The sequence below is a fragment of the Alkaliflexus imshenetskii DSM 15055 genome, from assembly GCF_000517065.1.
Classification (GTDB): Bacteria; Bacteroidota; Bacteroidia; order Bacteroidales; family Marinilabiliaceae; genus Alkaliflexus; species Alkaliflexus imshenetskii.
Genome location: NZ_KI912105.1, coordinates 1,303,215 through 1,324,306 on the forward strand (window position 1 = coordinate 1,303,215; position 21,092 = coordinate 1,324,306).

The following is a 21,092-nucleotide window of genomic DNA, read 5'->3' on the forward strand; positions in this document are numbered from 1 at the left end:
TCAAACCAATGGCACAGTAACCACTACTTCTTACGAATAAGCGTTAAACCATCGCGTATTGGCAAAATTACTTTCTCCACACGCGCATCGGCTTTCACCATATCGTTAAAATCCATTATTCCTTTCGTATATTCATCATCGGGCATGTTTGGCTGTGATACTTTACCTCCCCACAAAATATTGTCGGCCAAAATGTATCCACCCTGATTCAAACGAGGAAAAACAGCATTGTAATAAGCAGGATACTGCCTCTTGTCACCATCCATAAAAACCAAATCGAAATTCATGGTTAGCTTATCAATCACATCAAGTGCATCACCAATATGCAGTGTAATTTGATTGCTGACACCCGCTTTGTGAAAGAATCTGCGGATTACGGATTCAAGCTCATCATTTACCTCGATGGTATGAATATGTGCCTGAGAGCTTAAACCCCTGACCATGCTAATAGCCGAATAGCCGGTAAAAGTACCAATCTCAAGAACTGCCTGAGGATTTATCATCCGGCATAACATTTTAAGAAGGGTGCCTTGCAAATGACCGGAGAGCATACGCGCCCGCAACACGTTTAAGTGGGTAAAACGATCGAGCTCACGCAGCACATCCTCCTCCGCATCGATGTGTTCAAGTATGTATTTCTCAAGATCCAAATCCATATACGCTTATAATCAATGACACACAGAAAATCTGATACTGTTAAAATAGAAATCTTCAACTCTGACGATAAATGAGATAGGAAAGCATTACAGGATCAAAAATCTCATTTGCTATTTGAAGAAGATCTCCCGAAGTAATGGCATCGATTTTCGTGTATATCTCCTCCAGAGTATCGACCCTATTATACAGCATATAGCTTTTCCCAATCGACAGCATCAGGTTTTCGCGATTCTCATTCGCTATTGTAATTTGGCCTTTAAGTTGCCGCATGGCATTGTGCAATTGCAATTTGCCCAACTCCTTGTCGCGCAACTGTTTTAGTTCACGATGTACAATTTTCAGACTTCTATCCAAATTTTCCTCATCGGTACCAAAATAGATGCTGAACACGCCGGAGCCTGAATAGGGCGTATAAATTGATTCAATATTATATGCAATACCATTCTTTTCGCGCAATGCCATGTTGAGGCGGCTGTTCATTCCCGGACCTCCCAGGATATTGTTTAGAAGCAGCAAACCCAATCTTTGCGGGCTGTCCAAATCATAAGCCACGTTACCTACCACAATGTGACTTTGAAAAGTATCCATCATCTTCTCTTCCCTACGTGCCTGATAGGGTACTATGGCAGGCCTTACGCCGGCGCGACGGTTTTCCAAAACCCCTCCAAAATATTTCTCAACAATACCCTTTATACGATAAGGCTCAATTTGCCCAACAGAACAAATAACCATCTGATCGGTATGATAGTTATTTGCCATAAAAGTCTCAATATCTGCACGCCCAAAGCGCTCAAGCATTTCAGGAGTTCCCAGTATGTTTCGTCCCATAGGGTCATCTTTGAAAACCAGCTCCTCAAAGTCGTCGAGGATTAAATCAGATGGATTATCCTTATAGGAGTTTATCTCATCTATTATCACCTCCTTCTCCTTCTCTAACTCTCTGGCGGGGAAAGTAGAGTTAAAGGTTATGTCGTGTAACAATTCCAAGGCTCTGTTAAAGTCCTGTTTTAAAAATGAGGCATAAATACAAGTCTCCTCTTTGGTGGTGTAGGCATTAAGCTCCCCTCCCACATCGTCGATGCGGCTTAAAATGTGAAATGTCTTCCGTTTTTTAGTGCCCTTAAATATGACATGCTCAATAAAATGAGCCATCCCATGTTCATGAGCAGCTTCATCGCGCGAACCCGTATTAATAAGCAACCCACAATGCCCTACCGGAGAGTTTACCGCAAAATGAATTAACCTGATGCCGTTTGGAAAAGTATGTGTAAACAAAACCATTCAAAAAAATTTCCGGCAAAATTACAAATATAATTCGGTAAAAGTATCGCAGGTTAAAACCAATGCGATGGCAGCAACCTGTTTTAACCAACAAGCACTCTATCTATTCCAAAACTCAATTTACAGATGCCTTGCCCTTAAAACATCAGCCTTCCTGAAAAAATATTGATTTATTGCAAGCTGTTATCAACCTGAAATCCTGACAAATGAACTCACCAACAAAAAACAGCACAAAAAAAACAAGAATAATTATCCGCATTGGGTTTTGAAGAAACAAATCTTTCAGTATATTTGCACCGCAATTCGCAGAAGGTACCATAGCTCAGTTGGTAGAGCAACGGACTGAAAATCCGTGTGTCCCTGGTTCGACTCCAGGTGGTACCACAATCAGTTGTTTTTTTGAAAGGTTACAACTGACATTTAAAGGTAGTATTTAAGATTATTGCCAGGAAAATTTTAAGGGTTAATTGAAATGGTTTTTTTCGTTATTTTTACACCATAAATAGTAAAAATAACAATCGGTACCATAGCTCAGTTGGTAGAGCAACGGACTGAAAATCCGTGTGTCCCTGGTTCGACTCCAGGTGGTACCACACTCCAAAGCCGGTTATACCGGCTTTTTTTATTTCACTACAACAATATTCGCCTCACTGCATCTATTTAGATTGAATTAACAATTTCAACCTTTGATTTTCTGCATTTTTCGGTATTTTTGCACGGCACATATTTATCAGGTGATTAGCTGTTTGCAACAACAAAAATCAACGGCCGAAACAATCCCTTCTAAGCGATGTTTATTCAATAAAAATCAAATAATAACTATAACTCATGAGCCAAAAAACATTACTCGTCATCCTCGACGGATGGGGCTACGGCGACAAATCAAAATCGGATGTGATTTTCCATGGTGAAACACCCTATTTCGACAGCCTCGTGGCAAAATATCCAAATTCGTGCCTACAGGCTTCTGGCGAAAACGTTGGTTTGCCCGATGGGCAAATGGGCAACTCTGAGGTAGGACACCTAAACATTGGTGCCGGACGTGTGGTTTATCAGGATTTGGTGAAAATAAACCTTGCCATACGTGACAACTCCATCGCAAAAAATCCAGAACTGGTTAAAGCATTAACTTACGCCAAAGAAAATAACAAACAGGTACATTTCCTTGGTCTGGTATCAAAAGGCGGTGTGCACAGCAGTCAGGAGCACCTTTACAAACTTACCGATGTAGCTACCGAAGCTGGCATTGAAAAGGTTTTTGTGCATGCTTTTATGGATGGTCGCGACACGGATCCCAAAAGCGGCAAAGGTTACCTTACCGAGCTGCTCAACCACATGAAAAACAACAACGGAAAAGTAGCTTCGGTGATTGGACGTTACTATGCCATGGACCGCGACAAGCGCTGGGAGCGCGTTAAAGAAGCCTACGACTTGATGGTTAATGGAAAAGGCACAGCGACCTCTGACCTGATATCAGCCATTCAGGAGTCGTATGACAACAACGTTACAGATGAATTCATCAAACCCATTGTAAATGTAGATGCTGACGGCAAACCGGTTGGAAACATTCAGGAAGGTGATGTTATTGTATTCTTCAATTTCCGTAACGACCGCGCTCGCGAAATCACAGAAGTGCTTACCCAGCGCGACATGCCTGAACATGGTATGAAAACCATGCCCCTATACTATTGCACCATGACACCATACGATGCAACCTACCAAGGCATGCACGTATTATTTGACAAAGACAACGTAACCAATACCCTTGGTGAGTACATCGCGTCAAAAAATCTGAGCCAGCTGCGCATGGCTGAGACTGAAAAGTACGCTCACGTTACTTTTTTCTTCTCAGGCGGTCGCGAAGCAGTTTTTGCCAACGAAGAGCGCATTCTTATCAACTCACCCAAAGTGGCAACTTATGATCTGAAACCAGAGATGAGTGCATTTGAGGTAAAAGACGCGTTGGTGGCAGAACTGAAAAAGCAGAAATTTGACTTTATTGCCGTAAACTATGCCAATGGCGATATGGTTGGCCATACCGGTGATTATAACGCCATACTCAATGCAGTGAAGGCCGTTGACACATGCCTGAAAGAGACCATTGAAACGGCAAAAGCCAATGGTTACGAGGCAATCATCATTGCCGACCATGGCAATGCCGACAATGCCATGAACCCCGACGGATCGCCAAACACAGCCCACTCGCTCAACCCTGTGCCATTCATCTGGGTAACAGAGCGCAAAGGTAAGGTTGCTGACGGTATTCTGGCCGATGTGGCACCATCTGTGCTCACCATTATGGGACTCGGAAAACCGGAAGAAATGACTGGCAAAAGTCTCATTACGTTGGAGTAATCCACAAAAATATGTTTCTTTGTGCAGCAATTCCTCACGGGGTTGCTGCATTTTTTTTTTGATACATCGATGATACAAATAGACAATAAACTTATAAGCCTCGACCTGTTTGAGCGGCATTTTATATGCGACCTGCCAAAGTGTTTGGGTGCATGTTGCGTAGAAGGCGAATCGGGAGCTCCACTCGAAGCTGAAGAGACACAAATTCTGGAAGAGATATTGCCCATCCTAAAACCAATGTTATCCAAACCAGCTCTTGAGGTTATTGAGGAAAAGGGGTCTTGGGAAATAGATGTGGATGGCGATAAGGTAACACCAATCATCAATGGCAGGGAGTGCGTTTACACCTATTTTGATGAAAAGGGTGTTTGCAAATGCACCATCGAAAAAGCCTACAACGAAGGGTTGATCTCCTTCCCAAAACCGGTTTCGTGCCATCTGTACCCCATCCGAATAACCAAATACACAGACTTTGATGCACTAAATTATCACCACTGGCCAATATGTGAAGCCGCCAGAGTGCTTGGTAAACAAGAAGCGGTTCCAATGTTCCGCTTTCTCAAAAAGGCCATCATCCGTAAGTATGGCGAAGATTTTTATACTGAGATGGAAGAAGCCGACAAACTGCTTCGCGAAAACCCACAGAGTGAAGACTGAAGAACTTATCTGGTAAAATTTTTAGACAGGCAATAGTCTGACTCACGACTAATAACTAAATTAGTAGCCCGAAAATTTAACTGAACAATACAATGGGACGCGCATTTGAATATAGAAAAGCCCGAAAACTAAAACGTTGGGGCAACATGGCCAAAGTATTTACAAAAATTGGCCGAGAAATAGCAATCGCAGTAAAGAGCAGTGGCCCCGATCCGATTGCCAACCCTCGCCTAAGGGTATTGATGCAAAACGCGAAAGCGGCCAATATGCCTAAGGAGAATGTTGAAAGAGCAATAAAAAAAGCAACATCAAAGGATCAGGAAGACTACAAGGAGGTAGTATATGAAGGTTATGGCCCTTTTGGTATTGCTGTTATTGTTGAAACAGCAACCGACAACACCACCCGCACCGTAGCAAACGTTCGCAGCTATTTTAACAAATATGGAGGCTCGCTTGGCACATCTGGCAGTGTGGATTACATGTTCGATCACAAATGTAGTTTCAAAGTAAAAATGAAAGATGGCATTGATGCCGAAGAGCTCGAACTTGAACTGATTGATTTTGGTGTACAGGAAGTCTTCATAGAGGAGGAAACCATGATGGTTTATGGAGAATTTGAAGCTTTTGGCCCTGTTCAGAAATATCTGGAAGAAAATGGCTTTGAGATTTTGAACGCCGAGTTTGAGCGCATTCCTCACGACACAAAAACACTCAACGAGGAGCAGATGGCTGAAATCGAAAAACTACTGGCCAAATTTGAAGATGACGAAGATGTAACCAACGTTTTTCATAACATGGCCTGATGTTATCGCAATAATAATGCAATGCCTCTTGAAAAAGAGGCATTTTTTTTAGTCTGGGTTTGATACGCAGCACGTTTTTGACTAAATTGCACATATCTAATCATAATTTTAAAGATGCTTAATATCAAACCATATTTTTCTCTTTTTATCATACTCATACTCTTTGCCTCTTCTACAGGATGCCAACCGGCAAAACCTCCTGTTGAAGATCAAGTAAGAGAAGCTTATCAGCGCTTTGAAGTAATACTTAACATGGGGGTTACAAGTATTCTGACCCTTACTCTCCAGGATGGCGAAGTGCAGGCAACCATCACACGTCCCACCAACGAACAATTGGAGGAGTTTTTCATACTTTTTACAGAAAACCCTCTTTGCCAGGACACATCTGAAAATGATGATATAATATCCTGTCTGGCCGAAGAACTCAAAAAGAACAACTGCGTACGCATTGCTACTTGTAGAACCTGCATCTACAGCTGCGAATAACATGGAAATATCCAAGCAATAAAATTGTTTAAATCAGACAACTAGCTACTATTAACATGTCACTATCATCAAATTAAGGATGTTTTTTCATTCCTGATAAAATCTTTCTCAACAAACCCATCACTCTAATTGCCAACCACCTTACCAGAACCTTTGGCTAGCCTTGAATGCTTGAATCAATAAGCCACGCTTCAGTCCCAAACATCTCTCAGAATGCAATCGCATTATATCACATGGTTTAAATCATTTCACATTATAAGGGATTGCTTTATATTTAAAGGTTTGATTTCACAAATTACAAAGAGATTCTGCGTGAAGCATTGAATTACTGTGTAATGCATAAAATACATACAAATAATCATAAAACAGATAGTTATGCAAAATCTGAAACAATACATTGCCGATAACAGGCAACGTTTTCTAGATGAACTTTTTGAGCTAATCCGCATTCCTTCGGTTAGCTCTCAAAGCAAACATAAGGATGATATGCGGCAAGCTGCTGAGCAATGGAAAAAGATACTACTTGCAGCCGGTGCTGATCGCGCTGAAGTAATGGAAACAGCCGGCCATCCACTTACCTATGGCGAAAAAATCATCGACCCGTCGCTGCCAACCGTTCTGGTTTACGGACACATGGACGTGATGCCTGTTGACCCTTTAAATCTTTGGCATACCGACCCTTTTGAGCCAGTTATTAAAGATGATAAAATTTATGCGCGTGGCGCAGATGACAACAAGGGACAGGCATTTATGCACGCAAAAGCGTTTGAATATCTGGTTAAACACAACCTGCTTAAATGCAACGTTAAGTTTCTGATGGAAGGTGAAGAAGAGATTGGCTCTCCAAGTCTTCCGGCCTTTTGCGAAGCCAATAAAGATCTGTTAAAAGCAGATGTGATATTGGTGTCAGATACCGGCATGATTGCACCTGATATCCCATCGATTACCACCGGACTTAGAGGATTGGCATATTGGGAAGTGGAAATTACCGGACCAAATCGTGATTTGCACTCCGGTTTATTTGGAGGTGCGGTAGCCAATCCAATTAATGTTTTGGCAAAACTGATAGCACAAATGACGGATGAAAACGGACAAATAACCATTCCTGGGTTCTACAGTGATGTGATTGAAGTGAGCGCAGAAGAACGTGCCATGATGGCCAAAGCGCCATTTAACGAAACAGACTATAAGAAAGCCATTGACGTAGCTGAACTAAGCGGAGAAAAAGGCTACTCAACCAATGAGCGTACTGGCATTCGTCCTTCATTTGATGTATGTGGCATTTGGGGCGGATACACTGGCGAAGGCGCAAAAACGGTGCTGCCATCAAAAGCCTACGCAAAAATATCTACCCGATTGGTTCCCAATCAGGATCATGAAAAAATAGCCATTCTATTTAAAGAACATTTCGAGCGCATTGCACCCAACTCTGTCAAAGTAAAAGTTACTACTTTGCATGGTGGACAGGGATATGTGTGTCCTATTGATATACCTGCATACCAGGCGGCAGAGAGAGCTTATGAAAAGGTGTATGGAAAAGTGCCCGTTCCGGTGCGCAGTGGCGGAAGTATTCCAATCATCTCGGCTTTTGAAGAGATACTTGGACTTAAATCCATATTAATGGGATTTGGGTTGGAGTCAGATGCCATACACAGTCCCAACGAGAATTATCCGTTGCAACAATTTTTTAATGGCATCGAGACCATTACCTGGTTCTATAACTATTACACAGAATAAGAAACTTCATCAGGAGAAATAGAAAAATCCGGAAAAGAGCACCAGGTAGGCTCTTTGTCCGGATTTCTCAGGTTTAGGAAAAACCAGGTTTAGAAAAGCAATGGGTTTAGAGTCAGGCAGGTTGGTTTAGAAAACGATTATACTTGAACAAGAATATTAACACTTTATTCACCACTCTTTCCATAGTTGGGCAGCACACGCGCACTTGGGTCATTCACATTACAATGTTCCCACTCTTTGTTTGGCATCCAGAAGTCCTTAATCAATGAGGCTCTTCCCGGAAAATGGCGCTCAAAAATATCGCGATACATGAGTGACTCCTTAGAAATGGGCGTAGCAAAAGGATACTTCTCTGCGGCTTTGGCAAAATCGGCATCAGAGTAAAGATCTTCGGCATAAGCCTTCAAATAATCCACCACACTGTGTCCAACAGCATCAGAAAAAGCAGCCTTCTCTCGGTACAAAATATCATGCGGCAGATAATCTCCCTCATAAGCCTTACGCAACAGATATTTGCCGATGCCAGTAAAGTTCATTTTTTTCTCGGGTGAGATGGCCATTACATACTTTACAAAGTCGATGTCGCCAAAGGGCACCCTTGCTTCCAGTCCGTTTGATGAAATGCACCGGTCTGCCCTAAGCACATCGTACATATAAAGCTCACGTAACCTTTTTTGTGCCTCACTCTGAAAAGCATCCGGAGTAGGCGCAAAATCAGTGTATTTGTATCCAAATATCTCGTCACTGATTTCACCAGTTAGCAGCACCTTCACATCGGTGTTTTCAGTAATATATTTACACAGCAGATACATACCCACAGATGCCCGGATAGTGGTGATGTCCCAGGTTTCAATATTGTAAATCAGCGTACTTAACGAGTCAAAAATTTGCTGACGTGTAAACAAGACCTCTGTATGATCGCTTTTTAAGTAATCGGCCACTATCCGGGCATATTTTGTGTCAATGGGACCATCTTCAATGCCCACAGCAAAGGTCTTTATGGGCTTATCAGTTAGCCGTGCGGCAATGGCGCAGACAAGACTTGAATCGAGACCGCCACTGCATAAAAAGCCTACCGGCGCATCGGCATCCATCCGTTTCTCAACCGCCTTGGTAAACAGATCGTTAATCCGGGCAAAAATCTCCTCCTGCTCATCATTATGATACGTCTTCACATCCGATAAATCGGAATAACAGACAAATGTCTCACCATCGTACACATGTCCTGGAGGAAAAGGATACACATCCGTACAAACAGCATGCAGACTTTTCATTTCGCTTGCAAAGCAAATTTTTCCATAAGCATCATAACCATAAAACAACGGACGAATACCGATTGGATCGCGGGCCGCGTAATATTTCTTTTCAATCTGATCGTAAATTACACACACATACTCGGCATCCACTGCCTCTGCCATGCCCTTAATGCCTTTTTCGAGAAAAAGAGGTAACAGAACTTCACAATCGCTTTCAGACTGAAAAGGGAAAGATGATTCATACTCCTTACGCAATTGACGGAAGTTATAAATCTCTCCATTACATACCAGGTGGATATTATTATAAGTAAGCGGCTGATTGCCGGCATCAGACAAATCCATAATTTTTAGCCGATGGAAACCCATCCAACCTTCAGACCCAAAATCCTTAATTACGGTATTATCAGGTCCCCTGTACTGGATTTTCCCAAATTCGTGGGCCACCTCAAGCTTCAGCTTCTTGTCATCGCCTGTATAAACTGCAAATCCACACATGGTATCTATTTTTAAATATTTATGATGATTTGAAATAAAAACTGATACAAATGTATGGATTCGTAATTAAATTGCAAACTTTTGCGACAAAATATTGCAATATTTTTATTTAATGTGTCATTTTAATACTTTTGCATTAGAAAAACTATCAATTAACATTGCTTATATTTACAATAAAACCAGAGGATTCAAAAACGTTTGCCTCCTTGCTGACAACCGAATAACAAAACATCACAAAAACGCCCGATAAAAATCCGTTTCGTTATAAAAAATGTAAAATAGTTTACCTTTTGTGATTTTTATCATCATTAATATTTCACTTTATAAATTTAATGCGTATTTTTGTAACGTTCTCTAACATGAAACAACAACAAGCAACCTTCTGACGGAAGCCCAACAGCTCCGTTTGCGCTCTTCGGGCTCCGAGCCCAGTCACATCATCAGACAGAACAATTTGAGATATAATTAAAACCAGGAATTAACATGCGACAACGTCTTCCAAAAGCGCAGGGCTTATACGACCCGGCCAATGAGCACGAGAATTGCGGGATAGGATTTGTGGCCAATATAAAAGGCGTAAAATCCAATGAAATTGTACGCCGGGGCCTCGAAGTCCTGGTTAACATGACGCACAGGGGAGCAGAAAGCTCCGACAACAAATCGGGTGACGGTGCCGGCATTCTAATGCAGGTGCCCCATGATCTCTTTTCCTCCTTCGGCTTTAACCTTCCTGCTCCCGGAAAATATGCATCGGGATTGGTTTTTTTGCCACGAAATGAGAAGGAAAGTATTGCCTGTGTGACCGAACTCAATAACCAACTCGCTTCGGAAGGTCTTGACCTGATTGGATATCGTGATGTACCTGTTAACAATAAAGTACTGGGGGAAATTGCAAAGAGCAATGAGCCGGTCATCAGACAGGTATTTGTGCAGGGAAACTATGAGCAGGATGTACTGGAGCGCAAACTATTTATAGCGCGCAAAGTCACTGAGAATGCCATTAGAACATCTGCATTAAAACAAAAGGAACATTTCTATATTGTAAGTCTCTCGAGCAAAGTATTTATTTATAAAGGCATGCTCACGCCGGAACAACTGGGCGAGTACTTTCTTGACCTGAAACATCCGGCTATATCAAGTGCCATTGCGCTTGTTCACTCAAGATTCAGCACAAACACATTTCCCACCTGGGATTTGGCTCAGCCGTTCAGGCTAATGGCACACAACGGCGAAATCAACACAATCAAAGGAAACCGCCTGTGGATGGAAGCGCGCGAAGGGCTTCTGGAATCTGATTTGTTTGGCGATGACCTGAAAAAACTGTTCCCCGTAATTGAGCCAAACAAAAGCGACTCTGCTTCGCTCGACAATGTGCTGGAATTTCTATTCCTGACCGGACGCACCCTTCCGCATGCACTAACCATGCTTATCCCGGAATCATGGAACGATAAAAACCCTATACCCCAAAGCCTTAAGGCCTACTACGAATATCATAGTACCATAATGGAACCATGGGACGGCCCTGCTTCAATTGTTTTTTCTGATGGTCGCTACATTGGAGGAACGCTTGACCGTAATGGTCTGCGTCCATCCAGATTTGTCATCACCAAAAATGACATGATTGTAATGGGATCCGAGGTTGGGGTGCAGACTTTCCCTGCCGAAGAAATCGTGATGAAAGGCCGTTTGCGCCCCGGCAAACTGCTGCTTGTTGACACACAACTTGGTATCATCATTCCCGATGAAGAGATAAAATCTCAGTTGTCGCGCCTCCATCCATACGAAAACTGGCTGAAGGAGAACCGAATCAGCATGGACGACATCGAAGTAAAAAAACGTGTGCCATCATCAATTGGCGAAAAGCTCAACTCATACCTAAAAGCTTTTGGTTACAACAAAGAGGATCTGGAACAAATCATTTTCCCTATGGCCACCAGTGCCAACGAGCCTGTTGGCTCAATGGGTAACGATACGCCTATGGCTGCACTCTCTGAGAAACCACAGCGCCTCTTCTCTTACTTCCGCCAATTGTTTGCCCAGGTAACCAATCCTCCCATCGACCCAATAAGGGAAGGTTTGGTTATGGCCTTAACCAGCTACATCGGCTCAGTTTCAAAAAATCTGTTGATAGAAACGCCTGCCCAATGCAGATCAATCAAATTCACTTCACCAGTAGTCAACAATACCGATTTGGGCAAAATAAAGGATTATCGTCGTGAAGAGTTTACCCATGTAACCATCCCAATTACCTTTAAAACCAAAGAGGGTGGCAAAGGGCTGAGAACAGCTCTGGAAAAGATTTGCAAAGCCGCAGAAAAAGCTGTTGACGACAACATCAACTATGTGATTTTAAGCGATCGGAACATATCGCCCGACGAAGCTCCGGTGCCATCACTGCTTGCCACTTCGGCTGTACACCACCATTTGGTGAAAACTAAAAAACGGATGCAGATTGGCCTCATCATTGAAACCGGTGAAGCACGAGAAGTGATGCATTTTGCACTTTTGTTGGGCTATGGTGCAAGTGTGATAAACCCATACCTTTGCTTTGCCACCATCGACGAAATGGTGCAACAAGGAAAAATCAAGCTCTCATACGATGAGGCACGGGAGAACTATATCAAATCGGTTAACAAAGGGCTTCTGAAAATAATGTCCAAAATGGGCATATCCACCCTGCGCAGCTATCATGGTGCCCAAATGTTCGAAGCGGTAGGTATTTCACGTGAAGTGATCGACCTCTACTTTACCGGTACATCATCGCGCATTGGCGGGGTTGGCTTTGACGAAATTGCCCGTGAAGCGGCCATATTTCATGAGGCAGCCTTCGATGAGATGCAGGAAGAGGGACCATTTGAAAACTTTGGTGCCTATGCTTTCCGCAAAAATGGAGAAAAACACGGATGGAATCCCGAAACCATTGGCTTGCTACAATGGGCAACTGCCGAAAACGACTACTCAAAATATAAAGAGTATGCCCAACGGGTTGACAATGACAATAAAACGCCACTCTTTCTGCGCGGCTTTTTGAAAGTAAGATTTGGAAAAGCCATTGATGTGAACGAAGTAGAGCCTGTTGAAGCCATCATGAAAAGATTCGTTACAGGAGCCATGTCATACGGATCGATTTCGAAAGAGGCACACGAAGCGTTGGCTCTGGCGATGAACAGCATCGGCGGACGCAGCAACACAGGCGAAGGTGGCGAAGATGCAAGCCGGTTTAAGTCAAACGCCCGCAGCGCCATCAAACAAGTTGCCAGCGGACGCTTTGGCGTCACCAACAACTATCTGGTAAATGCCGACGAGTTGCAGATTAAAATAGCACAAGGCGCAAAACCAGGTGAAGGAGGTCAGCTGCCAGGGTACAAAGTGGACAAAGTAATTGCACATTTGAGAAACTCCACACCAGGTATCACGCTAATCTCTCCCCCGCCCCACCACGACATTTACTCCATTGAGGATTTGGCTCAACTCATCTTCGACCTTAAATGTACAAATCCCACCGCTAAAATCAGTGTCAAACTGGTATCGGAGAGCGGCGTGGGCACAGTAGCTGCCGGAGTGGCAAAGGCACATGCCGACCTCATCGTTATTAGCGGAACTGAAGGAGGCACAGGCGCCAGCCCCATTAGCTCAATTAAACATGCCGGGCTTCCAGTGGAACTTGGACTAGCCGAAGTGCAACAAACCCTCGTGCTTAACAACCTCCGCGGAAGAGTTAAACTTCAAACCGACGGTCAGCTAAAAACAGGGCTGGATGTAATTAAAATGGCACTCATGGGTGCCGAAGAGTTTGGTTTTGCTACCTCAAGCCTGGTGGTTTTGGGATGTATAATGATGCGTAAGTGCCACCTTAACACCTGTCCGGCCGGGATAGCCACACAGGATGAAGAGTTACGCAAGCGCTTCATTGGCAAATATAAAAACCTGATTAACTTCTTCACCTTCATAGCAACAGAAGTACGTGAGCATCTGGCCTCATTGGGTGTTAAATCACTGGACGAAATCATTGGACGTGCCGACCTGCTGGAGACAAACACCGAAGTAGGCCATTGGAAAACCAAAGGACTAGACCTCTCATCACTTACCTATTTTCCAAAAGAGGGTAGAAAGTTTCCGATACGCCACACCACTGTTCAGAAGCACAAGGTTGATCAGGTTTTGGATCACGAACTCATTCGTCAGGCCCGACCGGCAATTCAAAACAAAACAAAAGTTTGGATGGCCCATCCAATAGCAAACACCGACCGTACCGTGGGTGCAATGCTTTCAGGAGAAGTTTCCAAAGTATATGGGGAAGAAGGTCTGCCAAAAGATACCATCAACTGCACCTTTACAGGGTCGGCAGGACAAAGTTTTGGGGCGTTTCTGGTGAAAGGGGTGACATTGAGGCTCGAAGGTGACTCCAACGACTACCTTGGCAAAGGATTGTCGGGTGGAAAAATTGTAGTTGTCCCTCCCAAAGGCTCCACTTTTAAACCAGAAAGCAATATCATCATAGGCAATACAGTGCTTTATGGCGCCACCAGTGGATATCTTTATGTTCATGGTGTTGCAGGCGAACGTTTTGCCGTGCGAAACTCTGGTGCCTACGCGGTTGTTGAAGGCGTTGGCGACCACTGCTGCGAATACATGACAGGTGGACGCGTTGTAGTAATAGGCTCAACCGGAAGAAACTTTGCCGCAGGTATGAGCGGAGGTATCGCCTATGTGCTCGACGAATCAGGCAGATTTGACTACTTCTGTAACAAAGGATTGGTTGATTTAAATCCCGTTCACGATTACGATGATATACAGGAGCTACAGCACATGTTAAGCAAACATCTGCTTCACACCAACAGTGCCAAAGCCAGAGAAATACTTGTAAACTGGGACTTCTATCTACCCAAATTCATTAAGGTTATTCCTTTTGAGTACAAAAAAGTTCTGCAACAACAAAAACTGATGGAGTTGGAACAAAAGCTTGCTGAAACAGAAGATGCACCTTACATCAGAGAGTAAAAATCAATTTTAATGACATCCGGATCAGAGCCGGTCAGGTGAATCCTTCAAAACACCACCGGCACTGTCCTTAAAAAGATATCAAACATGGGAAATCCTAAAGGCTTTATGGAGGTTGCGCGCAAAGAAGCAGGCAACCGACCAGTAAACGAGAGAGTTGACGATTACGGCGAAGTAGAGCAAGTTTTGAACGATGACGATCGCCGGCTACAGGCATCCAGATGTATGGATTGTGGCATCCCTTTTTGTCATTGGGCATGCCCGGTGAGCAGCAAAATACCCGAATGGCAGGATGCGCTTTACAAAGGAGACTATGCCCTAGCCAGTAAAATACTACACTCTACCAATAGTTTTCCGGAATTTACCGGACGCGTATGCCCGGCTCCTTGCGAAAAATCGTGTGTGCTGGCAATTCACGAAGAGTCGGTCACCATTCGTGAGAACGAAGCATCTACGGTTGAAAAAGCTTTTGAACTGGGGCTTATAAAGCCCAGAATACCAAAAAAACGTACCGGCAAAAAAGTGGCCATCATTGGTTCAGGTCCTGCGGGCTTATCAGCTGCTGACTTGTTAAACCAGGCCGGACATTCAGTTACTGTATTTGAGCGCGATGATGCAGTGGGTGGATTGTTACGATATGGCATACCGGACTTTAAACTCAACAAAAAAGTGATCGACCGCCGCGTCCAGATTTTCGAAACCGAAGGCATTGAATTTAAAACCAATGTAATGGTTGGCGAAAACATTTCCGGCAAAGATATTCTGAAACAATTTGACGCAGTGATTCTGGCCATCGGCGCAATGAAACCAAGAGACTTAGCCTCCGAAGGCCGCGAGATGAGTGGTATCTATTTTGCGATGGAATACCTTACGCAGCAGAATAAAATCAATCGTGGCGTTAGTTACAACGGACAGCGTATCGATGCCAAAGGACAAAAAGTTCTTGTTATTGGTGGAGGTGATACCGGTAGTGATTGCGTTGGTACCGCCAATCGTCAAAAAGCAGCATCCGTAACCCAGATTGAAATACTTCCTAAGCCACCGGCCAAACGTGCCAAAGGTAATCCATGGCCATACTGGCCAAACGTTTTAAAAACCTCATCATCACACGATGAAGGGTGCGAAAGAATGTGGAGTATGTCTACGCGCCGTTTCATTGGAGAGAATGGTGTTTTGAAGGGAGTTGAAGTAGCGGAAGTTGAATGGACAAACGAAAACGGAAAATGGAACATGAAAGAAATTGAAGGAACCACCAGAGTGTTAGAAGCAGATTTGGTATTCCTATCAATGGGCTTTGTGCATCCTGTTCACGAAGGCGTTATTCAGGAGCTGGGTTTGGAACTGGATAGTCGTGGCAACATTAAAGTTGACGATTCATTTGCAACAAGTAAAAAAGGGGTGTTTGCAGCTGGTGATGCAGCTAATGGTGCCAGCCTTGTGGTTACAGCCATTTCAAAAGGACGGGGGGCTGCAGAAAAAGTTCACAATTTCTTGATGGGTAAATAAAAAAAACAGCCCAACTTTTAAAAATGGTCGCAAACAAACCATCCGAAATTAAAAAAACACAACATCTCAAATAACACCCCTGAAAACATGAAGCAAAACACGAAAAACAATCAATAAAACATCGGACTATAGTAAATTTTAGGGGATAATACCTGTTTTTTACTCGATTTTAAGTTTTTTAACAAGACAAATAGAGGGTGTTTGATAAAATTATTACATATTTGTAGGGTCTAACTCACAAACCAAATAACTATATGGCAACTTTAAGATTTTTTGCACTAAAAGAGCTTCTCAAGCGGAAGCCGATGTACATTGACGAACTGGGAAAGCTCACGTCAAACTATTTTGGGAAAAACGTTTTCGACAAAGCCAAGATGAAAAAATTCCTGTCGAAAGAGGCCTACGAACATGTTATGGAGGCTATCGAGAAAGGAAGTCGCATCGACCGCAAAATGGCTGACCAGATTGCACTCGGCATGAGAGCCTGGGCCATCGACAATGGTGCTACCCACTACACACACTGGTTTCATCCACTAACCGATGCCACAGCAGAGAAGCACGATGCTTTCATCGATTTGGATTCTGCAGGCGGAGTTGTTGAAGCCTTCAGCGGCAAACTTCTTGTACAGCAAGAACCCGACGCATCCAGTTTCCCTTCAGGTGGTATTCGCAACACTTTTGAGGCTCGTGGTTACACAGCCTGGGACGTATCTTCACCGGCATTTATTGTAGGAACAACATTGTGTCTTCCCACTATCTTTGTATCGTACACCGGAGAAGCGCTTGACTACAAAATGCCATTGTTAAAAGCACTTGCTGCAGTTGACAAAGCAGCTGTGGATGTGTGTCAGTATTTTGACAAAAACGTATCTAAGGTAACCAGCAACCTTGGCTGGGAACAAGAATATTTTTTGGTTGATGAGGCGCTGTTTATGGCACGTCCCGACCTGATGCTTACCGAGCGTACGCTGATGGGACACTCATCTTCGAAAGACCAGCAGCTTGAAGATCACTATTTCAGCAGCATACCTGAAAGGGTTATCGCATATATGGAAGATTTTGAGCGTGAGGCATACCTGCTTGGCATTCCGTTGAAAACACGTCACAATGAGGTTGCACCAAACCAGTTTGAGGTTGCGCCAATATTTGAGGAGGTTAACCTTGCCAACGACCATAACCAATTGGTTATGGACGTGATGAAAAAAATTGCACGTAAGCACAACTTTAGAGTTCTGTTTCACGAAAAGCCTTTCAAAGGCATCAATGGTTCAGGCAAGCACAACAACTGGTCGCTAAGCACGGATACTGGCGTGAACTTGCTGTCACCGGGTAAAAACCCGCGTACCAACATGCAGTTCCTCACCTTCCTGCTCAACGTAATGAAAGCGGTACATGAGCATCAGGATCTGCTTCTTGCAAGTATCCTTACAGCCAGCAACACACACCGTTTGGGTGCCAATGAAGCACCACCATCTATCATCTCCATATTCTTAGGACATGAATTAAATCGTGTGCTGGACGAATTGGAAGAGACCGTGCCTGATAAAAAGATGACACCGGATGAAAAAACATCTATCAAACTGAATATTGGCAAAATACCTGAGATTCTTCTGGATAACACCGACCGTAACAGAACCTCTCCTTTTGCATTCACCGGTAACCGTTTCGAATACCGTGCGGTAGGCTCATCGGCCAACTGTGCCTCTGCAATGATTGTGCTTAACACTGTAGTAGCCGCTCAGCTTAAGAAATTTAAAGCCGAGGTTGATGGTTTGGTTGAAAAAGGTATCAAAAAAGATGAAGCCATCCTCCAGACTCTGAAGAAATATATCAAAGAGACCAAAAACATCCGCTTTGATGGTAACGGTTATAGTCAGGAGTGGGTTGAAGAAGCTGCCCGCAGAGGTCTTTTCAACATCAACAATGTGCCTGAAGCACTGGAGGCTTACCTAAAAGACAAATCGATAAAAGTATTTGGCGACAACGATGTGTTCTCTAAAATAGAACTTGAAGCACGCGTTGAAGTTGAACTCGAGAAGTTCACCAAGAAAATACAGATTGAGTCGAGGGTACTTGGCGACATAGCCATAAACCATATTGTTCCTACAGGCGTGGCATATATGAACACACTCATTCAAAACGTGCAGGGTCTGAAAGATATCTTTGGTAATGAATCAGATTTTCAGGAGTTGGCCGGCGACCGTCTGGACCTCATCAGAAAAACATCATACCACATCCAGAATATCAAAAACAAAGTGCATGATATGGTTGAGGCACGCAAAGTAGCCAACAAAGAAGAGGATGCCCACCAGAAGGCTCATCTTTACGACATAAGCGTGCGTCCTTGTCTTGACGACATCCGTTACCATGTTGATAAGTTGGAACTGATTGTTGACAACGAAATGTGGCCATTGCCAAAATACAGAGAACTCTTGTTTGCTCGATAGTTTGATTTTAAGGTTTACTAAGGGGGTAAGCGGGGCAGCTTCAAATGTGGAGCAGCCCCGCTTCGTTTTTATCAAATATGGTGCACCATGATGCCCCAATGCTCAATCATCTTATAAATCAATCTTCGAGATACCCAAACTTACCCTCATTATAATCTGAATAACACTTCATAATCTCCTCACGTGTATTCATCACAAATGGGCCATAGGGCACAACAGTTTCGCGAATCGGCTCGCCGCTCAACACCAGAATTACAGCATCTTCCAAGGCCTCTAGTCTTATATCTTCCCCATCGTTGTTAAAAAGCACCAGATGATCCTGGGCTACTTCTTCTGCCCCATTAAATCGTGCTTTACCTGCAATGGTCACAAATGCCGTGTTATGATCCCGTTCAAACGAAAAATCGAGCGATGCGCCTTGCTTTAGGTAACAATTATATAAATTTATGGGCGAGAAGCTGGATGCTGGACCTTTAATACCATTATACTCACCGGCACAAATATCCACCACTCCAAAATCATCCGGCAAATTGAATTTCCCCATATCCTTTTTTTCGATGCCTTGATATTTAGCAGGGGTCATTTTGTATTTAGCCGGAAGATTAACCCATAGCTGAACCATCTGAAACCAGCCTCCCTGGCGGTTAAACTCAGCTTCGTGATACTCCTTATGCAGCACTCCTCCGCCTGCCGTCATCCACTGCACATCTCCGGGTGAGATTACGCCACTATTGCCTGCACTGTCGTGATGCGCCACTTTGCCATGATAGGCAAAGGTAACCGTTTCGATACCCCGGTGTGGGTGAACGCCTACGCCACGAGGCTCAACACCAGGCTCAAAATAGTGCTTGGAGTTGTAATCCATCAGAAAAAAAGGACTCATGCGATACATCCCCAACTCAGTACCCGATGGGAAAAAATTATGCACTCTGAATCCGTTACCTACCCAATGAATAGGTGGTGGCGGTACAATTTGTTCAATGGTTCGTTTCATAAACACAATATTGTGGTGGATAAAAATATTAAACAGAACAGCTAAATAAAAAACCATCTTCTCAACCTCATGGCCAATTCATTAAACACTAAAAAAGTCTGAGTATGGCTCGCAGATATTTAGCAGCTCTCCGGGGGTATATCCGGTAAATTTCTTATACTCATCAATCATGTGCGATTGGTCGTAATACCCGCTATCAATAGCTACTTCGGTAATGCTCAGCCTCGGACTCTCCTGGAACTGATGTAACGATCGCTGTAACCTTATGATACGCAAGTAGCGTTTCGGCAGCAGACCAACCACATCGGCAAAAACCCGCTCCATCTGCTTCCGGCTCAGGCAACTCACCGATGCCATTTCGTCCACAGTGGCCAAACCATCCGTCTTACTCAGCTTATGCATGGCTGCTGAAAGGCGCCGGATGTTATGTCTTGGCTTATCATCAAGTCGCCTCAAAAGCCAGGACTCAATTATCCCAATCTGTTCAACTCTCGATTTGCTGGAGGATAATCTATCTTCGATTTCTGCAGACTCGTCCTTAAGGATAAGTTCTAACGGTACACTCTGATTCCATAACTCAACTGCGGGGAAATCAAAAAACGAACGAATGCCCCAGGGCTGAAATACCACACTTACCATCTCGTTAGTCCCATTAACCTCCACATCATAAAAATCAGTTTGCTGCCCGCACAGATAAGCATTTGCAGACTCCGTTTTGCCATTTCGATGGTAAACAGGCTCGTTGCGCAAATAAAACAACAACTCCGGACAACCAGTGGGAATAATACGCTGAACATGCGATAAACCAGAGGGACTACAAACATCCAGCGTCCAATAATACCTGATAAAAGGAGCCAACTCGGAAGATGGGTAAAAAATACGCTGCATACCACTTGATTTGAGTTAAAGTTAACCTATTTTTTATCATTATCACAGACAAGCAGACAGGTGTTTGCCATCCAACTGCTGCAAACACCTGCCAATTACATTAATCACACACTTCTGGTTAAACGTAACCATAAAGTCCCACGCGGTTTCCCTCGCAGTCGAGAAAAGTCGCAAACCAACCCATACCTTCGGCTTCAATTTTGGTTTTTGGAATCAGGATGGTGCCGCCATTCTCAGTAATTCGACCAAGCACCGCATCCAATTGGTGTGATGTATTAAAACTCACCAAGACCCCATCAGCAGAAGGTTTGAAATCCCGGGCAAATGAAATAGCACCTGCGTTCTGAGGCAGACAGGCCATTTTTTCGGAGCCGTAGTCAATTGGCTCTAGTTTCCATCCAAACACACTACGATAGAACTTTACCGCCCGCTCAAAATCCACAGCGGGTATTTCAACCCACGAAACAACTTTTTCCATAATCTTTAATTTTAAAGGTTTTCGTGACAAAGATATTCTGGCCAATCTGCC

Annotated in this window: 14 protein-coding genes and 2 tRNA genes; 10 read left to right on the top strand and 6 right to left on the bottom strand. The window is 43.7% G+C overall.

What is annotated here, in order from left to right; genetic code table 11:
* Positions 1–23: 23 nt before the first annotated feature.
* Together ALKIM_RS0105315 and ALKIM_RS0105320 are read right to left on the bottom strand one after the other, a co-directional pair.
* The gene (locus tag ALKIM_RS0105315) at positions 24–656 is read right to left on the bottom strand and encodes an O-methyltransferase (protein WP_026473728.1); all 633 of its coding nucleotides are present in this window, start codon (positions 654–656) and stop codon (positions 24–26) included.
* A gap of 55 nt (positions 657–711) precedes the next feature.
* Entirely contained in the window at positions 712–1,938 is a 1,227-nt protein-coding gene (locus ALKIM_RS0105320; RefSeq protein WP_026473729.1) for a M16 family metallopeptidase, read from the bottom strand.
* A gap of 311 nt (positions 1,939–2,249) precedes the next feature.
* Here ALKIM_RS0105320 and ALKIM_RS0105330 point away from each other — a divergent pair.
* The 7 genes from ALKIM_RS0105330 to ALKIM_RS0105360 all read left to right on the top strand — a co-directional run bounded on the left by ALKIM_RS0105330 (position 2,250) and on the right by ALKIM_RS0105360 (position 7,976).
* A tRNA-Phe gene (locus ALKIM_RS0105330) sits at positions 2,250–2,322 on the top strand.
* A gap of 136 nt (positions 2,323–2,458) precedes the next feature.
* Positions 2,459–2,531, top strand: a tRNA-Phe gene (locus ALKIM_RS0105335).
* A 235-nt stretch (positions 2,532–2,766) separates the two neighbouring features.
* Positions 2,767–4,293 carry a 2,3-bisphosphoglycerate-independent phosphoglycerate mutase gene (gpmI, locus tag ALKIM_RS0105340; protein WP_026473730.1) on the top strand — a complete coding sequence of 509 codons (1,527 nt, stop codon included), beginning with the start codon at positions 2,767–2,769 and terminating at the stop codon, positions 4,291–4,293.
* Positions 4,294–4,362: 69 nt separating this feature from the next.
* Positions 4,363–4,950 (top strand): DUF3109 family protein, encoded by a 588-nt coding sequence (locus ALKIM_RS0105345; protein ID WP_026473731.1) that lies wholly within the window; start codon positions 4,363–4,365, stop codon positions 4,948–4,950.
* A 92-nt stretch (positions 4,951–5,042) separates the two neighbouring features.
* Entirely contained in the window at positions 5,043–5,753 is a 711-nt protein-coding gene (locus tag ALKIM_RS0105350) for a YebC/PmpR family DNA-binding transcriptional regulator (RefSeq protein WP_026473732.1), read from the top strand.
* A 114-nt stretch (positions 5,754–5,867) separates the two neighbouring features.
* Positions 5,868–6,239, top strand: a complete 372-nt coding sequence (locus tag ALKIM_RS0105355) for a hypothetical protein (RefSeq protein ID WP_026473733.1) — start codon at positions 5,868–5,870, stop codon at positions 6,237–6,239.
* 375 nt (positions 6,240–6,614) lie between these two features.
* Complete coding sequence (locus ALKIM_RS0105360) at positions 6,615–7,976, top strand: dipeptidase (protein ID WP_026473734.1); 1,362 nt, start codon at positions 6,615–6,617, stop codon at positions 7,974–7,976.
* A 164-nt stretch (positions 7,977–8,140) separates the two neighbouring features.
* On the opposite strand, the gene asnB is transcribed toward ALKIM_RS0105360, so the two are convergent.
* Positions 8,141–9,727, bottom strand: a complete 1,587-nt coding sequence (asnB, locus tag ALKIM_RS0105365; RefSeq protein WP_026473735.1) for an asparagine synthase B — start codon at positions 9,725–9,727, stop codon at positions 8,141–8,143.
* A gap of 483 nt (positions 9,728–10,210) precedes the next feature.
* Here asnB and gltB point away from each other — a divergent pair, with 483 nt between their 5' ends.
* The 3 genes from gltB to ALKIM_RS0105380 all read left to right on the top strand — a co-directional run bounded on the left by gltB (position 10,211) and on the right by ALKIM_RS0105380 (position 18,681).
* Positions 10,211–14,728 (top strand): glutamate synthase large subunit, encoded by a 4,518-nt coding sequence (gene gltB / locus ALKIM_RS0105370; RefSeq protein ID WP_026473736.1) that lies wholly within the window; start codon positions 10,211–10,213, stop codon positions 14,726–14,728.
* A gap of 87 nt (positions 14,729–14,815) precedes the next feature.
* Complete coding sequence (locus ALKIM_RS0105375; protein ID WP_026473737.1) at positions 14,816–16,234, top strand: glutamate synthase subunit beta; 1,419 nt, start codon at positions 14,816–14,818, stop codon at positions 16,232–16,234.
* 254 nt (positions 16,235–16,488) lie between these two features.
* Complete coding sequence (locus ALKIM_RS0105380) at positions 16,489–18,681, top strand: glutamine synthetase III family protein (protein WP_026473738.1); 2,193 nt, start codon at positions 16,489–16,491, stop codon at positions 18,679–18,681.
* A 118-nt stretch (positions 18,682–18,799) separates the two neighbouring features.
* Here ALKIM_RS0105380 and ALKIM_RS0105385 read toward each other — a convergent pair whose 3' ends face one another.
* From ALKIM_RS0105385 to ALKIM_RS0105395, 3 genes are all read right to left on the bottom strand, one after another.
* Positions 18,800–19,675, bottom strand: a complete 876-nt coding sequence (locus ALKIM_RS0105385; RefSeq protein ID WP_026473739.1) for a pirin family protein — start codon at positions 19,673–19,675, stop codon at positions 18,800–18,802.
* A gap of 81 nt (positions 19,676–19,756) precedes the next feature.
* The gene (locus tag ALKIM_RS0105390; protein WP_026473740.1) at positions 19,757–20,563 is read right to left on the bottom strand and encodes a helix-turn-helix domain-containing protein; all 807 of its coding nucleotides are present in this window, start codon (positions 20,561–20,563) and stop codon (positions 19,757–19,759) included.
* A 118-nt stretch (positions 20,564–20,681) separates the two neighbouring features.
* Positions 20,682–21,041: a VOC family protein gene (locus ALKIM_RS0105395; protein ID WP_026473741.1), complete on the bottom strand. Its 360-nt coding sequence runs from the start codon at positions 21,039–21,041 to the stop codon at positions 20,682–20,684.
* Positions 21,042–21,092 lie beyond the last annotated feature (51 nt).